Annotated in this window: 17 protein-coding genes; 2 read left to right on the top strand and 15 right to left on the bottom strand. The window is 27.9% G+C overall.

Annotated elements, in window-relative coordinates; genetic code table 11:
• Positions 1-206 precede the first annotated feature (206 nt).
• From hcp to LQE93_RS14975, 15 genes are all read right to left on the bottom strand, one after another.
• The gene (gene hcp / locus LQE93_RS15045; RefSeq protein WP_231074269.1) at positions 207-1,928 is read right to left on the bottom strand and encodes a hydroxylamine reductase; all 1,722 of its coding nucleotides are present in this window, start codon (positions 1,926-1,928) and stop codon (positions 207-209) included.
• Positions 1,929-2,023: 95 nt separating this feature from the next.
• Positions 2,024-2,209, bottom strand: a complete 186-nt coding sequence (locus tag LQE93_RS15040; protein ID WP_231074267.1) for a DUF1858 domain-containing protein — start codon at positions 2,207-2,209, stop codon at positions 2,024-2,026.
• A 14-nt stretch (positions 2,210-2,223) separates the two neighbouring features.
• Entirely contained in the window at positions 2,224-2,538 is a 315-nt protein-coding gene (locus LQE93_RS15035) for a cupin domain-containing protein (protein WP_231074265.1), read from the bottom strand.
• A 3-nt stretch (positions 2,539-2,541) separates the two neighbouring features.
• Entirely contained in the window at positions 2,542-3,099 is a 558-nt protein-coding gene (locus LQE93_RS15030) for a hemerythrin domain-containing protein (protein WP_231074263.1), read from the bottom strand.
• A 260-nt stretch (positions 3,100-3,359) separates the two neighbouring features.
• Complete coding sequence (locus tag LQE93_RS15025) at positions 3,360-4,871, bottom strand: bifunctional metallophosphatase/5'-nucleotidase (RefSeq protein ID WP_231074262.1); 1,512 nt, start codon at positions 4,869-4,871, stop codon at positions 3,360-3,362.
• Between the two features lie 15 nt (positions 4,872-4,886).
• Positions 4,887-6,185 (bottom strand): MBL fold metallo-hydrolase, encoded by a 1,299-nt coding sequence (locus LQE93_RS15020; RefSeq protein WP_231074260.1) that lies wholly within the window; start codon positions 6,183-6,185, stop codon positions 4,887-4,889.
• Between the two features lie 331 nt (positions 6,186-6,516).
• Complete coding sequence (locus LQE93_RS15015) at positions 6,517-7,470, bottom strand: alpha/beta hydrolase (RefSeq protein ID WP_231074259.1); 954 nt, start codon at positions 7,468-7,470, stop codon at positions 6,517-6,519.
• Positions 7,471-7,657: 187 nt separating this feature from the next.
• Positions 7,658-8,635, bottom strand: a complete 978-nt coding sequence (locus LQE93_RS15010; protein ID WP_231074257.1) for an alpha/beta fold hydrolase — start codon at positions 8,633-8,635, stop codon at positions 7,658-7,660.
• A 95-nt stretch (positions 8,636-8,730) separates the two neighbouring features.
• Entirely contained in the window at positions 8,731-9,339 is a 609-nt protein-coding gene (locus LQE93_RS15005) for a sugar O-acetyltransferase (protein WP_186838757.1), read from the bottom strand.
• 202 nt (positions 9,340-9,541) lie between these two features.
• Complete coding sequence (locus LQE93_RS15000; RefSeq protein WP_186838756.1) at positions 9,542-10,420, bottom strand: ROK family protein; 879 nt, start codon at positions 10,418-10,420, stop codon at positions 9,542-9,544.
• Positions 10,421-10,435: 15 nt separating this feature from the next.
• Complete coding sequence (locus LQE93_RS14995) at positions 10,436-10,573, bottom strand: hypothetical protein (protein ID WP_231074255.1); 138 nt, start codon at positions 10,571-10,573, stop codon at positions 10,436-10,438.
• 51 nt (positions 10,574-10,624) lie between these two features.
• On the bottom strand, positions 10,625-12,439 hold the full coding sequence (locus LQE93_RS14990) for a beta-galactosidase trimerization domain-containing protein (RefSeq protein WP_231074253.1): 1,815 nt from the start codon (positions 12,437-12,439) through the stop codon (positions 10,625-10,627).
• 34 nt (positions 12,440-12,473) lie between these two features.
• Entirely contained in the window at positions 12,474-13,310 is an 837-nt protein-coding gene (locus tag LQE93_RS14985) for a carbohydrate ABC transporter permease (protein ID WP_186838754.1), read from the bottom strand.
• Positions 13,311-13,324: 14 nt separating this feature from the next.
• Positions 13,325-14,311 carry a carbohydrate ABC transporter permease gene (locus LQE93_RS14980; RefSeq protein WP_231074251.1) on the bottom strand — a complete coding sequence of 329 codons (987 nt, stop codon included), beginning with the start codon at positions 14,309-14,311 and terminating at the stop codon, positions 13,325-13,327.
• Positions 14,312-14,406: 95 nt separating this feature from the next.
• Complete coding sequence (locus LQE93_RS14975) at positions 14,407-15,657, bottom strand: ABC transporter substrate-binding protein (RefSeq protein ID WP_231074249.1); 1,251 nt, start codon at positions 15,655-15,657, stop codon at positions 14,407-14,409.
• A gap of 157 nt (positions 15,658-15,814) precedes the next feature.
• Between LQE93_RS14975 and LQE93_RS14970 the strand changes: the two genes are divergently transcribed.
• Positions 15,815-17,566 carry a sensor histidine kinase gene (locus LQE93_RS14970; RefSeq protein ID WP_231074247.1) on the top strand — a complete coding sequence of 584 codons (1,752 nt, stop codon included), beginning with the start codon at positions 15,815-15,817 and terminating at the stop codon, positions 17,564-17,566.
• Entirely contained in the window at positions 17,547-19,031 is a 1,485-nt protein-coding gene (locus LQE93_RS14965) for a response regulator transcription factor (protein ID WP_231074245.1), read from the top strand. Before LQE93_RS14970 ends, LQE93_RS14965 begins: the two co-directional genes overlap by 20 nt.
• Positions 19,032-19,056 lie beyond the last annotated feature (25 nt).

Here is a 19,056-nt window from a genome sequence, read left to right as displayed (position 1 = left end):
ACCTCCTATTTGTCGTGTCAAAAAACTTGTTCATTTAGAAATAATTTCATATAAATATATGAATAAAAAATAAAAAGACCGTCTACTGAAATGATTTTAAAAATCATTTCAGAGACAGCCCCTTTTTTTGTTTTTGTAATATAATGAAATATTCTTAAAGCTGAGATGAAATCTTTCCTAGCAAAATGTAAAATTCGAAGTACGATTTATTCTAAAAACATTTTTAAATCATCTTCAACATTTGTTATTCCACCTATTCCAAAGTTTTCAACAAGTACTTTAGCTACATTTGGTGAAAGGAATGCTGGTAAAGTTGGTCCTAAGTGAATATTCTTTACTCCTAAGTATAATAGTGATAATAATACTATTACAGCTTTTTGTTCATACCATGCAATATTAAATGCTATTGGTAATTCATTTATATCTTGTAATTCAAATACTTCTTTTAACTTTAATGCAATTAAAGCTAATGAGTATGAATCGTTACATTGTCCTGCATCTAATACTCTTGGAATTCCGTTTATATCTCCTAGATCTAATTTATTATACTTATATTTTGCACATCCTGCAGTTAATATTACTGTATCTTTTGGTAATGCTTTTGCAAAATCAGTATAGTAGTTTCTTGACTTAGCTCTTCCATCACATCCAGCCATAACGAAGAATTTCTTTATAGCTCCAGTTTTAACAGCTTCAACAACTTGGTCTGCTAAGGCAAATACTTGATTGTGAGCGAATCCACCGATTATTTCTCCTCTTTCAATTTCTGTTGGAGCTTTACATTTCTTAGCTTGTTCAATTATTTCTGAGAAATCTTTATTATCTTCGCTTTCTCCTTTAATGTGCTTAACACCTGCAAATCCTGCTGCTCCAGTTGTATATAATCTATCCTTATAGCTATCCTTTGGTGGTACTATACAGTTAGTAGTCATAAGGATTGGTCCATTAAAGCTTTCAAATTCTTCTTTTTGTTTCCACCAAGCATTTCCGTAGTTACCTACAAAGTGAGAATACTTCTTAAATGCTGGATAGTAGTGAGCTGGTAACATTTCTGAGTGAGTATATACGTCTACCCCTGTTCCTTCAGTTTGCTTTAATAATAATTCTAAATCTTTTAAGTCATGTCCTGATACAAGTATTCCTGGATTATTTCTTACACCGATATTAACCTTAGTTATTTCTGGATGTCCATAAGTTCCAGTATTAGCTGAATCCAATAGAGCCATGCCGTCCACTCCAACCTTACCAGTTTCTAAAGTTAAAGCTATAAGCTCGTCTATACTTAATGAATCATCTAAAGTTTTAGCTAAAGTTGACTGCATAAATGCATTTATATCTTCACTATCATATCCTAAAGCATTAGCATGTTTCATATATGCAGACATACCTTTTAATCCATATATGATAAGTTCTCTTAAACTTCTTATATCTTCATCTTTAGTTGCAAGTACACCTACAGTAGTTGATTTCTCATCTAATATCTTATCTATATTTACTTCTTCTGCGCCACTTCCTAATACAGCATTTTTAATCTTAGAAAGTATTCCTACCTTATTATCAATTTCTTTATTTGAAGTTGCATTCCATAATGCAGCTTCTGATAAATTAGTTTTATTTTCTAAAGTAGCTAATAACTCTTCTTTAATTCTTAAAGTTTCTTTAACTCTTTCATAGAAAATTTCATCATCAAAGTTTGCATTAGTTATAGTTGTAAATAAATTTATAGTAATTAAATGGTTAACTTGTCCATCTATTTCCTTACCTTCTGCTCTAAGTCTTGTTGTAACTTCTGATAATCCTTTAGTTGTATATATTAATAAATCTTGCATTCTAGCTAAATCAGGTGATTTACCACAAACTCCAAATTGAGTGCACCCAGTACATCCTGCTGTTTCTTGGCATTGAAAGCAAAACATTTTATTTTCCATCTTTATTCCTCCAAAGTTTAAATATTTATTTTACATGCACATTTTACATTTTATTTTGATATATTTCAGTAACATTTGTTACACTACTTAAAATTTTATAAACTATTTAATTTCTCTAATACTTCTTCTAAATTTAATCCATGAATACTACAAGCTTGTTCTAATGATTCAACTCTTGCTGATGGGCATCCTAAGCACCCCATACCAAATTTCATCAAAACATCTGCTGCTTTAAAATTTATATCTAAAATTTCACCTATTGTCATATCTTTATTTATCATAATCAATTCACTCCTTATCTTTTTAAATTCTTAATCATTGGCGCTTTAGCAATTGTTACTAATACCTTACTTACTTCTTTAGCTATAACATTATGTTCTATTCTTGCATCAAAAGGTAAAAAATCACCAACTTTTAATTCAAACTTTTCGCCATTAACAAATTCCATATGAACTTCTCCACTAATAACTTGTATTGTTGCAAATCCGTTATGCTTATGGTTTGGTAATCCCTTACCTTCTTCAAACTTAAAATATACAGTTTTAAATCTATCATTTTCTGTTACTATTTCTCTATTAACTTCTATTCTATTAAGATTTAATTTTTTCATATCTTAGCCCTCCATAATATACTTTTTTTCTAACTCTTCTAATATAGATAAGCATTTTTCTTTAACATAATTATTTTTATCTTCAAAATCATTACATTCTTTATTAACTAGTTCTAAAATATTTATATCTAATTCTCTTTCAGCATATTTATAAATAACTCTGTCCTCTTTATCAATATGTCTCTCTAAAAGATGAGTATATGAAATAGCATTTGCAATAAGGTCTAACTTTGCATCTTCATCTCCATCTTTGACCTTTTCTAATGCTCTATTTAAATCTTTAACATAAAGCCTTCCTAAATCATGTTCTACAAGCATCCCAGTCTTAACTACTTTTTCTGCAGTTCCACCTAAATGCTTAACCATCTTATCAAAAAGTATATCTTCTTCTTTCTTATGATGATGCTTATCTGCATACTCTACAATAAATTCTAATATTTTATCAAAATCATCATAATTAATGTCTTCACCTTTTAAAACCCTAGAACAACATTCTCTTACTACCTTAAGCATACGGCTAATATTCTTATGCTCTTCATTCATTAATAATATAGCTTTCATATTAATTCTTCACCTTCTCCATTTTTAATATTTATATTAACTACTAAATAACTATTTATTTTTATCTTAACTTTAAAATCATTTTTTTAATTTACTAGCGACTACATTTCATATGATATATCAATTTGTATTTAACTTCTGTAACAACTGTTACCAACATTAAAAATATTTATTTTAAATGCACATTTCACTTTTTAAATTTATATAGAAAGATACATTCAGTAATTATTTCTAACTGAATGTATCTTTTTTAATAAAAACTATTTAATTACATAGTTACTTTCATCAATAACTTCAATTTTTTTATTTCCTTGGAAATAATTTATTATTATTTCACTTATATCGACATTTATTTCCTTAACTACTTTTGCATTTTCATATGCTGGATATATCGAAGTATTAGTTGCACGATAATTATTTAAAACTACAGTATAGTCTTTATCTAAATCAATCTCTTCATTATCTTTCTTCATAGATACAACTCTATCACCAAATTCTCTAGATAAATCTATTTCATATGTCAATCCACCAAAAGTATCATAGTTATAGTTTTGTACCTTAGGAACTAAGAATCCATTGTTTATTTTTACTTCTCCATCTTCTACAACAAAATATGTAGCAGCCTTTTCTATAGCTTCCTTTAATTTATGTCCATTTATTTTTAAGACCATTAATGTGTTCGGATACGGATAATTAATTAATACATCTCTAATTGAAACATTCTTTTTAAATCCAATAGCTGAATCAAATAATGATAATGCTGAGAAATCAGCTCCTGAAACATCTAGCTGTACTTGGTGTAAGAAGTTTATAAATGGATGTCCTTTTAATCTTGCTATAAAAATATCATCCATTAATATATCTTTATCAAATTCACCAATCTCATTATTTAAATAATCTTGCAGCTCTGCTTGAACATTATTAAATATCTTCTCCATATCTTCATTAATTTCATCATTTAATTTAGATACATCAATTAATTCATAAGATATTTCTTTACTTTCAGTATCTAATACAATCTTAGTAAAGTTTTGTCCATTATGTAATGGTTGTGCGCATACTATTCCATTTATCTTTGTTATAAATGATCTATGTTGATGTCCACTTAATACCATATCTATTGAATCATATTTTTCTAGTAATTCACTAGCTTGATTTTCTTTAGTTAATTTTTCTGTAGGAGTATTGTTTCCATCTAAACTTTTCTCAAATCCTCCATGATAGCAAACAACTATAAAATCAGTCTTTTCCTTTAACTCATCTTCATATTTACCATATATTTCTACTGGATCTAAAAAATTTAACCCATCTATATTTTTTTCATGTTCCCAATTTGGTATAAATGATGTTGTAAATCCAATACACCCTATCTTAAAGCCATTAAAGTCAAATATCTTATATGGCTTAGTTTCAAGTGATAAACCTTCAATATTAGAATTTATTATTTTATCTTCTACTTCTTTATAAGAATTAATTAAATAATCTTTCCCATAATTAAACTCATGGTTACCTATAACATAAGCATTATATCCAATAAACTCTAACCCTTGAATTAGAGGATTTCTTTCTATTTTTTCCTTAGATAAATAGTGAGCTAATGCTGATCCTTGAATTAAATCTCCACAGTCTATTTTTAAAGATGCATCATAATTCTTCTCATCTTTTAATATGTAACTTCCTATCTTAAGAATCCCAAGTGGCATATCCTTTACATAATTAGTAGGATAAACATATCCATGCAAATCACTAGTTTGATATATTGCTACTTTCATTTTTATTCTCCCTTATTATATCGTTTGACCTTTTTTCACTAAAATCATATCTCCATTTTCGTTATAAAGTTTTTCTGGATGATATGAGTGAATAGGTGCTAATAACTTAGGTTTTATTAAGTTAATTATTTCTATTAAGTCATATGGACGAGCATGTCCACTACAAACAACTCTATTAAATTCAATTTTTCTATCTGCAAAAGATTTTACAAAAGGCGCAAAAGCTGGATCAAATTCTCCTAATGGTTGTGCATCGCAATGGATATAAACTCCACCTTCTTTTAGCTTATCAAAATATTTAAGTGCATTAGCATCTAACTGCCATAAATATTTTTCATTATCCTCTAATAATTCGTTAAAGTTTACTTCTAATTCTTTCTTTAATCCATATTCTTTATTATCTAAATTGTAGTACTGTACTTCATATCCTGTTGCTTCTTTTAATACATATGCATTGTACGAATCTAAAACTACAGTTCTTTTCACATTTTTTATTATGTTTAATATTCTTTCAATATTTGAAATATAGTAATTAAATGTAATCTGCTTTCCTTCATTATCATTAACTATTTTATTAATTTTATCTATTAATTCTGATTCTGTCTTTGGCTCTCCTTCTCTTATCGGGTCTCCAAAGTCTTGGAACGATACACTTACACCTTCAATTAATAATACATCACAATTTTCACTTTCTTTACAGAAATTTAAAGTATCATTTTTTCTATATCCGTGAAGTCTTATATCTCCAGTATAAGCTATAGTTAAATCAGGAGTTTCAATAAATAATCCACATGCTCCGTAAGCATCGTGATCTACAGGCATTACTTTAACTTTAATTTTACCTACCTGTACTATTTCATTTTCCTTAACTCCAATAATATCTCTTGTATTCTTAGTACCATCATTGTTATATAACGGGAATATAAAATCATTATTTATATTTAAAGTATTTAATAAAGATTTTGTACCCTCTAATGTATATAGAGGTACTTCTGGATTTAAGTAGTTTATAATCTTAGAATGGTCTAAATGCATATGTGATAAAAATACTGCTGTATTATCAAACTTATTTTCTTTAGACTCATATCCCTTTAAAGGAATTTTAGGATCAAACATATTATCTAAAAATGGAACTAAATTCTCATCTAATAATCCCTGTAAATCTGTTGGCTGAACCTTTGCCGCTGGATTATATTCTGAACCAAAATCAAAGAATATATGACTATCTTCATAGGCTATCTCGATAATAGTTCCTCCAATTGTTAAAACTCCACTATGGAAAGTAATCTTTGTTTTCTTATCTTTTAAAACCATTCTATAAACAACTCCTCTTATGAATATTTTTTATTTTTTCTTATGTTTTAATATATACCATATACAATTCAATAAATGGTATATAACGTTTAATTATACATTATATTTATAATTTTGTATCACTTATATAATAATTTTTTAATCCCTTATATTTATAATTAATATATAGTATGTTCAGCACTTAAAATTTAAATCCACTTTCTCATACCATATCCTTTACTCTAAATCATTATCATCATAGGATGAATAAGTATACGTGTAATAAAAAAAATCAAGGAAATATACAGCTTAAGCATATATTCCCTTGAAAATATAATTTACTTCTATATAATTAACTATTTCTACATTCGCTAGTTGAAAATCCTTCAAGCTTTCTTAATAACCAAGCTGACACATCATTCATAACTTCTAATTTATTATCTTCGTTTAATATTTCATGTCTCTTATCTTTATACAGCTTATAGTTAACATCTTTTATTCCAATAGATTGTAATTTATTATATAAATTCACTATTCCTTTTCCAAAGAAGCCTACTGGATCCATATCTCCAGCTATTATATATATAGGTAAATCTTTCGGTATGGAATTAAAGTTTTCTTTCTTATGAATTGCTTTTAATCCTCTTAAAAGGTCATAATAAAATGATGCTGAACATACAAAACCACAGTATTCATTATCAATATATTTATCAACTTCTTCTTCTACACTACATAACCAGTCATATGGAGTTCTATTTGGTCTAAACTTTCTATTAAAATCACCAAAAGATAACTTGTCCATCATTTTACTTGTATGTTTTCTTCCAAATAATTTTATTTCTATATTTGATAGTAATATTCCTAGTGGTGTTAATTTTGTTGGTTCACCATTACTTCCTGAAAGAATTACTCCATCTATTTCATTTCCATGTAACTCTATAAACCTTTGGCTAACAAAAGACCCCATACTATGTCCAAATAAATAAATTGGAAGCCCCTTATTCTCTTCTTTTATCATCATCATTAATTCATATAAATCTCTAACTAACCAATCAAAGCCTTCATTATCTGCTATATATCCAAGCTCCTCTTTAGATTTTGCAGTTAATCCGTGACCTCTATGATCATGTCCATATACTATAAAACCTTTATTATTTAGATATTTTGCAAATTCATCATATCTTAAAACATTCTCCGTCATTCCATGAGAAATTTGTACTATCCCTCTAATTTCTCCATCTGGAATCCACTTATATACATTTAGTTCTACCCCATCACTATCTTTAAATTTAAAATTTTCTCTCATTTTACACCTCTAAAAGCATAATCTTAGTTTATTACAATAATTATATCAAATTTTAACTTTAATTTAATTTTTAATTTTAAATTTCACATATTATTAATTATTTTTTTAATTCCCGTAGATATGACTAAGGACTTGTCATATTCAGACAAGTCCTTATATCTTAAACTATTTATTATTATACATATAATTATTTAACATATTTACTTAAGAAACTAAATACTTTTTCATAATAAGTTTCTGGATCAACATCTGGTGCTGAACCATGTCCTGCTCCCTCAATTACGAGCATGTCCTTTTCACATGTAGCAGCATCATATAACCTATAAATCATTTCTGTTGGTACATAAGTATCCTCTCCACCATGAGTAAATAACATTGGAGTCTTAGACTTTTTAACCTGTTCTAAAGCTGAAGCCTCTTCAAAATCATATCCTGCTCTTATTTCAGTAACTATATTAGCTACATTTATTATAGGGAATGATGGAAGATTAAATCTTTCATATAATTGAGCTTCAAACATCTCCTTAACTGAAGTATACCCACAATCCTCTACTATAGCTTTAACGTTAGATGGAAGCTCTTCACCTGATGTCATCATAACAGTAGCTCCCCCCATAGATTCTCCATATAGAACTATTTGAGAATCTGCATCTATACTTAGCACATAATCTATCCATTTTAAAATGTCTTTTCTATCCAGCCATCCCATACCAATGTACTTACCTTCACTATTTCCATGGGCTCTCATATCTGGAGTTAAAACATTATATCCTTGATTGTAGAAATTTAGAGCTATTGGTTGTATATCTTCATGGCTTGAAGTATAACCATGAGCAATTATTACCCACTTATCAGTTTGCTCTTCTTGGAAATACATCTTACCCCAAAGCTTTAATCCATCCTCTGACTCTATAGTTGTCTCTTCCGTTTTTACATCTTCTAACCACTTGTCCACTTCTTCTCTAGCTTTTTCTTTATTAGCTACTTCAGCCATAGTTTCTATTGATTGAGGTGCATTTGGGTCTACATTTGCTGCAGTTACTATTCCTTCTTGTCTAAGAAGAGCATATTCAAAGAAGTAATTACCTACAAATCCTAATCCACCAATTAATACTACTAATATAAATGAAATAATACATATAACTATCTTTTTCTTCTTACTCATAAACATCCTCCTAAATGTATGCCTCTTTACATAGTATATGATATTTATTTTAATAAGATTTATTTTGATAGTCAATATATTTGATTTAAATAGTTTTAATAGTCATCAACATCAAATTCTTTATCTTTGTAATAATACTTTCTATCCTCTTCTGTTATTTCTCTTATTACTCTACAAGGGTTACCTACAGCTATAACATTATCAGGTATATCTTTTGTAACAACACTACCTGCTCCAATAACAACATTATTACCTATTGTAACTCCTGGAGTAATTACAACATTACCTCCTACCCATACATTGTTACCAATAGTAACAGGAATTCCATATTCATATCCTGAATTTCTTGATTCAGGATGTATTGGGTGACCTGCTGTATAAATTGATACATTAGGAGCGAACATAACATTTTCTCCAATCGTTACTTTAGCAACATCTAATATTACACAGTTGTAATTAGCAAAGAAATTATTACCTACCTCAATATTTTTACCATAATCACAACGGAAAGGTTGTTCTATAAACACCTCTTCTCCTGTTTTTCCAAGTATATTTTTTATCATTTCTTTCATCTTTTTCTTATTATCTGGACGAGTTAAATTATAATCATATATTTTTAACTTATTTTCCATTCTTTCTTCTTTTAATCCATCTAACCATGCCTTATATGGTAATCCTGCTAACATTCTTTCTTTTTGATTCATTCTATACTCCTTTTATCTAAATATAATTTATATAACTTAAAGATATTAATCTATTTACATAATAAATTCTTATGTAATAGTTCTGCTACTTTTTATTTTATTACATATATCACTTTAATATTTTCATAAAATGAAAGTATTATTTTTTATAATAAAATAAAGATAGAGAGTATTATACAACTCTCTACCTTTATTCTTAGCATTAAGGATTTATGAAATTATACGCTGCTCCTATTAAACCAGCATCATTTTCATGCTTACATTTTTCTATAGTGCATGATACATGCTTCCACCATGGAATTTCATTTAGTGCATTTTGCAATTCTGAAATCAGCTCTTCTCTTGCACTAACCCCTCCACCTATTAATATTTTTTCAGGGTTTAACATTGATGAAACATTATATATCATCCTTGCTATATTTCCATACCATTCATTAATAATAGCTTTAATATCTTCATCTTTTTCTGCTTCTTTAAAAATATCTGAACCTAAAACTTTTTCCATAGCACTTATATTTTTATATTCTTTATACATTTTTATAAGAGCCGTCATTGATGAATTTTCATTAAGTTTCTGATAACCCGCTTTATCTTTAGTTATCATATAACAAAACTCTCCACCCTTAAACTGTTTACCTCTTATTAATTTATTATTTAAATAAATTCCTCCACCTATACCAGTTCCAATAGTTATACAAATAAAGTCTTCACACTCTCTTGCATTTCCACTAAACTTTTCAGCTAAGGCCACACAGTTTGCATCATTTTCTATCCTAACTTTTAAATTAGTTCTTAATGATAGTTCCTCTTGTAATTTATAACCTTCTATAAATCTTAAAACACTACAAACTAATGGAATACCTTCTATATTATTTATAAATCCAGGCATGCTAATTGCTATACCTAAAATATCTTTATGTTCTTTATATAGATTAGCTATTTCACAAAGTTCATTTACAAATCCCTCTGCTGTTTTTTGAATAGTCTCCATCTTATTTTTACATAAAACATTACCAGCTTCATCAACTAACCCATACTTTATAAAAGTTCCACCTACATCTATAGAAATTATTTTTCTCATTTTTATTACTTCCCTTTAATAATTTATCTCCACCATTTGGTGACCATCTACCTTATTTACTGTAAATTCTAAAATTCCATCTACAATATTAAACTTAACCTCTTCATTTTGTGGAACTAATGTAACGCTCTTAGGTGATTTTTCTAAATTCATTTTCACTTCTAAATTATATAGAGGTATCACATCTTCGATTACATCAATTCTTTAACATCTTCTTTCAGGTATATAATGAAGTAGGTGTAGTACATATCTATTTTCATTTTCTTGCTCATTTAAAGTACTTATTATAGTGCTAGGTCCATTATGATTAATTAATCTATTTTCTAATAATGCATCTATAGCATTAATAAATAACTTTTTGCACCAAACTGATCCATAGTTATGATATTGAGAGAATATTTTATGAGCAATATATATTGTATTATCTCCCTTTATAATAGCTGGTCCATATATTTTCCCACTACTTGGTGCATGTTGATGCGAACAAAAATGTTCTGGTGTTCTATTGAAGTAAGGTTCTATTGAGTTGCATAGTACTTCTCCACCTTCTTCAACAGAGACTTTAGATAAATCTTCATACATAACATATTCTGTGTTATATAAATCTTTAGCTAATTGACCTTCTGGTATTATAAATGTTGGAGTAAATTCTCCTTTACCTTCATATTTTACTTTTAAAGATGGGATATTAAACTCTGTTTTTTCTTCATTTAATCCACCTTCATACATAGCTATTATTTTACCACCATTTTGAATAAATTTCTCTATTTTACAACTAAATTCATCATTTACAATAACTCTTTCTTCTGGCAATACTAAAAGTTTGTATTTATTAAAATCCATTGAACTATCAATAATATCAAATTGAAGCGAAGCTTCTTGTAACATTCTAGTTACTCCAGTTATTGAAGGTTTTAATCCAAACGGTCTCTCTGCTTTATAGTCTATAAATTCTTCCGGAGTAAATACTCCTATTTCACAAACTGCTTTTGCATCTTCGCACCACGGCTCCTTCTTTTCAACTTCACTATAAACCTTACCAATTAAATCATAAACTTCTTTAGATATTTTTCCATTAGGATCTAATTGATCTCCAATAGAGCATTTTGTATTTTGTGCTAATATGTGGAAACATTCATATTGAAGTGCGGCTAAATTCTTAAATGAGTGAAAATCTCCCCAATAAGTATGGAATTTTCCTGTCATACCTAAGCAATCTTTACCTAAATTTCTAGCATATCTAACAGTTGTAGGAAAGTGCATGTATCCCCATCCACCACTTGGTAATGACTCAATTTCAATATGACTATAATTATCTAGTCCATCTTTAAGTTGAGGGCTTATATGGGAGCCATTATAGAATATAGTTACATTTTGATTTATCTCTTTAACAAACTGACTCATTTCTCTCTTAAATTCAGTAAGCATCTTTTCAGAGAATTTTAATCTTTCTCCTTTTATTGTATAGTCAATCCCTAAGTCTTCCATACTCTTCTTACAATTTTCACAAGCACATGGCACTACCATAACTATATCGAAGAATAACCCATCACACTCTGGGAACATTTCTAATATTTCTCTTACATGATTCTTTAAAAATGTTCTGTATTCATTGTTTACACATAAGAACTCATAAAATCCAGGCTTTCCACCTTCACCTTTTATGATATTACCATCTATATCTTTAGATACCCATTCTGGATGTTCATCATAAGTGAACTTGTCCCACTGAACTGGTAAATATATTGGCGCCTTAATTCCTCTCTCATGACAAGCTTCTATTTGTTCTTTCAACAAATTCTTATTAGCAAGATGTGGATGAACTCTTTCTTTATTAATCTTTGAATCATAATATAAGTATCCATGATGACATCTAGCAAAGCATGTTATAGAATTAACTCTAGCCTTTTCTAACACTTCACCAAATTCTTCTTTATTAAAATCTTTTCCTATACCCTCTATTAATGGACTTGTATGAAAATCTAAATGTATTTGTCTGCTTCTTGTCTTATATCCCATATTAATTCTCCTCTAATCTTAAACATATAATAATTTATCCTTTTACTGCTCCTGATGTAATACCTTTTTCCACATGCTTTTGACATAATACATATATAATTATTATCGGTATTATAAACATACTTATAGCTGCAAATATTGCTCCTTTATCAGATGAATATCTTCCGTTCAAACTCATAAGCGCAACTGAAATGGTATATTTAGTTTTATCAGTTAAGAACATAAGTCCAAATATAAATTCATTATAAACTGACATAAAAGTAAATATTGATATTGTTGCTGCAGCTGGTTTAGCAAGCGGAAGTAATATTCCAAATACTAATCTTAATCGTCCACATCCATCTATTATTGCTGCTTCATCTATTTCTTTACTTATTCCTCTCATATATCCTGACATCATAAATATAGCAAATGGTAATTGAAACGTTGCATATAAAAAGATAAGTGGTATTAGTTGATTTTTAAATCCATATCTATTAATAATATCTGCAATAGGAATTAATGTTGTATGCATTGGAATAGTTAATCCAATTACAAAATATGTTAAAAGTAAATTTCTAAGTTTAAATCCTGTTCTCGTTATTACATAAGCAACTAGTGTAGCAAGTATTACTACTAATATAGTAGTTGATATAGCTAAGAAAAATGAATTAAATATAGCTGTTACTATATTAGCCTTACTAAGTGCTGCTTCATAATTAGCAAAACTAAAATTTTTAGGAAGTGAAAATGCATCTCCATATATTTCATTAGTACTTTTGAATGATGACATTAATGTAAATATCAATGGTGCAATGCTAAGTACAGCCCAGAATATAGCACAAATGTACATACCTATTTTTATTATTTTATTTTCTTTATTTTCTAACATTTTACTCCTCCTTTCTAATCATCATTACCTTTAAATACTTTATTTAATATTAATGTACAAATTATTGATGCCACTAATATTAACATCCCTATAGAGCTACCATATCCAAAGTTATTATATTTAAACGCTTGATCATATAATAATGTTACTGGAACATCTGTAGCTCCCCCTGGTCCTCCACCAGTCATAATAAAGATAATATCAAATACTTTGAAAGAACCTACTATCGCTAATACTGAGAATATCTTAAAGCTTTCTTTCATTAATGGTAAAACTATGTGTATTTGCTCTTTAAAGCCATTAGCTCCATCGATTTTAGCAGCTTCTATTAATTCTTCTGGAATATTAGTTAATCCAGCCACAAAAATAAGCATATTATATCCTATAAATATCCATGCATTAACTAAAGCAACTGTTAAAATTGCAAGTTTTGGATTACCTAACCAGTCTTGCTGTGCTGCTCCCATTCCTATTTTCATTAAAAGTGTATTTAGAGCTCCACCAGATTTATATAATATTAATGTCCACATTAACCCTGTAGCTGCTGTTGGTAATATTGATGGCAAGAAATATACTGTCTTAAAAAATCTCTTTCCATTTATATATTTACTACTAACTAGCAATGCTAAAAGATACGCAAATGGCATTATTACTAAAAAGCTTACCAGCATAAATACCCCTACATTTTTTAATGCACTATAAAACGCTGGATCTTTGAATATATTTATAAAGTTATCTAAACCTACAAATTTCTTTTCAATAAGTGGAATACCATTCCATTTTACAAAAGATAAGTATAATGACTTAACTACTGATGATATATAAAAAAATGTATATATAGCAACCGCCGGTAGCACAAATAGTGTGCATACTATATTTTCTTTTATCATTTTCTTAATCTTAGATTTTTTTCGTATATTATTAGGTACTGGATTAAGGCTTTTTTTACTTCTTATTTCAATTTCATCTATTTCAACTTCTGCTGTAGCTGAATTTTTCATTTTGTTTTAACCTCCTTTAATTCCCATATTAATTAAAGTGAGCCGCAAAATTATGCGGCTCTTATATTAAATACCACAACTTCTATTTAATATTTTTATTCCATATCAGTTACTTTCTGAATTCTAGCTAAAGTATCATCTACACTAGTTCCTGCAAACATACCTTGAATAGCATCTCTTATTTCTTCCCTTAATTGTGCTTTAGCAGCATAATCACCTGGCTCTAATTTAGCTTCATTAAATTCTTTAGCTATTGGAGTTATATCATCAATTTCTTTCATTGTTGTTACTGGATAAATTCCACCTTTAGATAAAGCTTGAGACTCATTGTACGCTTCTTCATCAGTTAAATACTTTAATAACTTTATTGAAGCTTGTAATCTTTCTTCCCCGTTAGTAGCAGATAAACTAAATCCTTCTGAAGTACCTGAGTGCCAATTATTCTTATTTTCTGGATATTTTTCAAAGTAAGGGAATGCTATAAATCCAACTCTTTCTGGATTATCAGAATCATTTACTTGATTCATGAACCAAGAACCATTTAAATGCATTGGAGTATCTCCATTTAAAAATAAAGATTGTTCTCCACTTGAATCTAGAGTAGTTATATTTTCTCCTAAATACCCTTTTTCTCTCCATGAATTCATTAATTCAAATACTTCCTTCATAGCTGTATCATTCCATTTAGTTTCACCATCTATAATTGATTTTGTATAATCAAATCCATCTCTCTTTAAAACTAAATTAGCTAAAAGGTGAGCTCCTCTAAAATTATCTTTATCACCTAAAGCAAATGGTGTAATTCCCTTTGCTAAGAATTCATCACATACTTTTTCAAATTCTTCTATAGTTGTAGGTGGTTCTAATCCATTTTCTTCAAATAATTCTTTATTATAATAAAGTCCTGTAGCAAAACATGAAAATGGAACCCCATAATATCCTTCTACGCCTTCATACTTCCAAGCATCCAACATACTTTCTATATACTTGTCTCCCCATACAGTATCTTCTTCAGCAACTTTACTTAAATCATAAAATAATCCACTTTCAACATATTCTTTAAATTGTGTTCCTCCATAATTTACAAATACATCTGGTGCATCCCCTGTTGCTATTGATGTCTTAAACATATTATTGTATGTTGATTCATCACCTATAGCTTCATGCTCAACAATGATATTAGTATTTTCAGCCATAAATTCTTCAATTCTTTTGTTAATAGTTATATCATCTGGCCCTTGGTCACTACTATATCTAGATAGCATCTTTATAGTTATTGTTCCTCCCTCTTCAGTTGTACTGTTTGCACTGCTACTTCCACAACCAACTAATGAAGTCATAGTCATTGTTGCTAGAAGTAATCCTATAATTTTTTTCTCATAAAATCCTCTCCCCCATCTTTCATTTTTTCTAATTCTATGTTAACATTTACATTGTTGGTACAAAATGTATTTTCTTTGATGTACATTGTATTTTCTTTAGAATTTATTTGGAGTATATTTTATGGATATTAATTTTTTTAACTTTAAATCTATTAAAGATAAAGTGTTCTATTTCTCATTCTTAGTAACTTTATCAATTATCTTACTACTTATTTTTATTGCATATTTCATTACTTACAATAATATAAAAAATACCTCTATCTCTAGAGAGTTAGATACATTAGAACTTATAGCGAATCAAACTGACTTGGTCTTAAATTCTGCTGAATCAAGTTCAACTGGAATTATTATTGATTCAGATGTTCAAAATATACTAACTAATTCCAGTGTAAACAACATTTATCCTACCCCTAAAGATGTGTTAAAAGTTCAAAGAGCTATAGATAATAGTATGTATAAAGAATCTGTTATATCTGGAGTCATACTACACTCTACAAATAACTTTACTTTTCAGACAAACAGTAAACTTATTAGCTTTGCTAATTATAATATGGAGTTTAATAAATGGTATGGTGGAATTTCAAACATAGCAGGAAATCCTTATCTATATACAATAAAACAGATATTTAATATGAATACCGGAAAACTAATTGGTTACTTAGAAGTCTTTGTTGATGAAAGTACTTTGTCAGCAAATTATACTAACACTAAATATAATAAATTCATTAATTTTTTTCTCATTAATAACGATGGAGTAATTACTTCATCTTCTAATCAAAATGAAGTTTCTGATAACATTTTTAAACTTAGAAAAAATTTAGAATTTGCTACTTCAAATGATCCTATAAAAATAATAGAAAATAGAAAAGAGGATAAATTAACTCTTATGCTATATCATAGTAACTTAGATTGGAACATAGTTGCTGATATATACTTAAAAGATTTAATTAAAAATAAAGAAGCACTTATTTTATCTCTAATTATTTTATCCTTAATAGCTTTATTATTATCTTATGTTCTTTCTAAGACTATTGCTAAATCAATTATACAGCCAATTAACAACTTATCTTTAGCTATAAATCAAGTTGAAAAAGGCAATTGGTCAACAGAGATAGATATTTTATCTGATGATGAAATAGGATTACTTTCAAAAAAATTTAATGATCTAATATTTTACATAAAAAACCTGCTAGATACAATAACCCTTGAACAAATAAAAAAGAAAGAATTTGAATTTGAATTAATTCAATTACAAATAAAACCACACTTTTTATATAATTCACTAGAAAATATTTCAGCTTTAGTTGAACTTGAAAGGAATGATGAAGCTGTAGATATGATTTTAAACCTCTCTACTTTCTATCGAGGGGCATTAAGCAAAGGGAATAACATTATTTCAATAAAGGACGAGCTTTCTCTAACAGAAAGTTACTTAAAAATCATGAAGTTACGATACTATGATGTTTTTGATTATGAAATATTTAGTGATTATAATTTAGAACAGTTCTCTTGTCCAAAGCTTTTAATTCAACCTTTAGTAGAAAATGCTATATATCACGGCCTAAAAAATTATGATGATACAGGCAAAGTAATTATTTGTATTGAATCTTTTAATAAGGAACTTAAAATTACCATCGAGGATACTGGTATAGGAATGACAGAAGATGAATTACAAAAAGTAATTACTGGTAACATATCCTCTTCGGCAAAAGGTGGATTTGCCGTAAAAAATACCATAGAGCGTTTAAAGTTGTTTTATCATAATAACTGTATTTTTAATATAAAAAGTCAAAAAAACATTGGAACTACTATTACTATAGTAATACCAGCAATAAAAAAGGAGGTATGCAGCGATGAATATACTTTTAGTTGATGATGAATATCTTATTAGAGCAAAGCTTTTAAAATACTTAAAAGATAGTACATTTAAATTTAACAATATTTATGAGGCTTCTGACGGATTAGAAGCACTAGAAATTATTAGAACCAATTCTATTGATATTGCAATAATTGATATACATATGCCTAAGATTACAGGTATTGAACTTCTTCAAACCTTAAGAGCTGAATTATATAAAACTAACATAATATTTCTCACCGGTTTTGAAAAGTTCGAATATGCTAGACAAGCTATTAAATATAACACCGTCGAGTATTTACTTAAACCTGTAAAAAAATCTGATCTATATAATGCTATAGAAAAGTGTATATCATTAATAGAAAAGTCAGATCAGAATTTAGTGGCTATCCATGAATTAGAGGAAAAATCCAAATATCAATATATAGTAGATTCTATTTATAATGATCTAGACATAAAAAATTCTCCACTTACTATCACTGATGATAACTATATTTTTATATCAGTAGAATTATTTCATGAATCTTATCTAAACAAACTATATAGCTTTTTAGAAAATAATTTTGAAACTTTTGATGTTATATATGGTCTTTCTAAAAAAAATAAAATATTACTTGTTAACTGCATATATTCGGATAATATAAAAGCTAGATTTAACTCTCTTATTGAAAACAAAATATTATCATATTGCTATTTTAATAAAGACTCCAAAGATATAAAAAAATTAAAAGATTCTTTCTTTGAATGTATTACACTATTTCCTGCTAAGATTTTTTTTGATAAATTTTCAATATTTACTTTTAATGATATCAAATACAAAGCTTGTACACTTCCAAATACCCTTAAGCTTGACTTTGAGCTATTAGCTCGTTCTAACACATCAAATAATTTAGTAAATACTTTTGAATTTTATATAGATAAAGTCAGTGATATTAAAGACATATATGCTCTTAAATTATTAGTGAATTGCTTTTTATCATCTATAGAAGATGTCTTTTTAGAAGGTAATGGTGAATATTTATCTCTAATAAATCTTGACCATCTTATAACTAATTTACTATATACTAGTAAAGATTTAAATTCTATTAAAAGCTATTGTTATAATTGTTATGACAGATTATCAAAAGAAAAGTCTACAACTAGGAATAATAAAAATTCAATATCATCAAAAACTATAATAAAAGTTAAAGAATATATAGACCAAAATTATTATTCTGATAATATAAACTTAGATTACTTATCATCTCGTTTTTATATTAATAGCTGTCATTTGAGTTCTACATTTAAGAAAATTATTGGTGAAAGCCTAGTAGAATATATAACTAAAAAACGTATAACAGAAGCTAAATCTCTCCTTAAAAATGATGATATAAAGCTTTCGGAAGTAGCTGAAAAAGTAGGATATAAAGATTACTATTACTTTAGTAAGTTATTTAAAAAGCATGTTGGCGTATCACCACTTAAATATAAACAAACATAAAGATCTAAATACTAAAATAGCAGTA

It is taken from the genome of Clostridium sp. NSJ-145 (assembly GCF_021044725.1).
Classification (GTDB): Bacteria; Bacillota; Clostridia; order Clostridiales; family Clostridiaceae; genus Clostridium; species Clostridium disporicum_B.
Note: the sequence above shows the minus strand (reverse complement) of the source record. Positions and strands in the feature narration are given on the sequence as shown.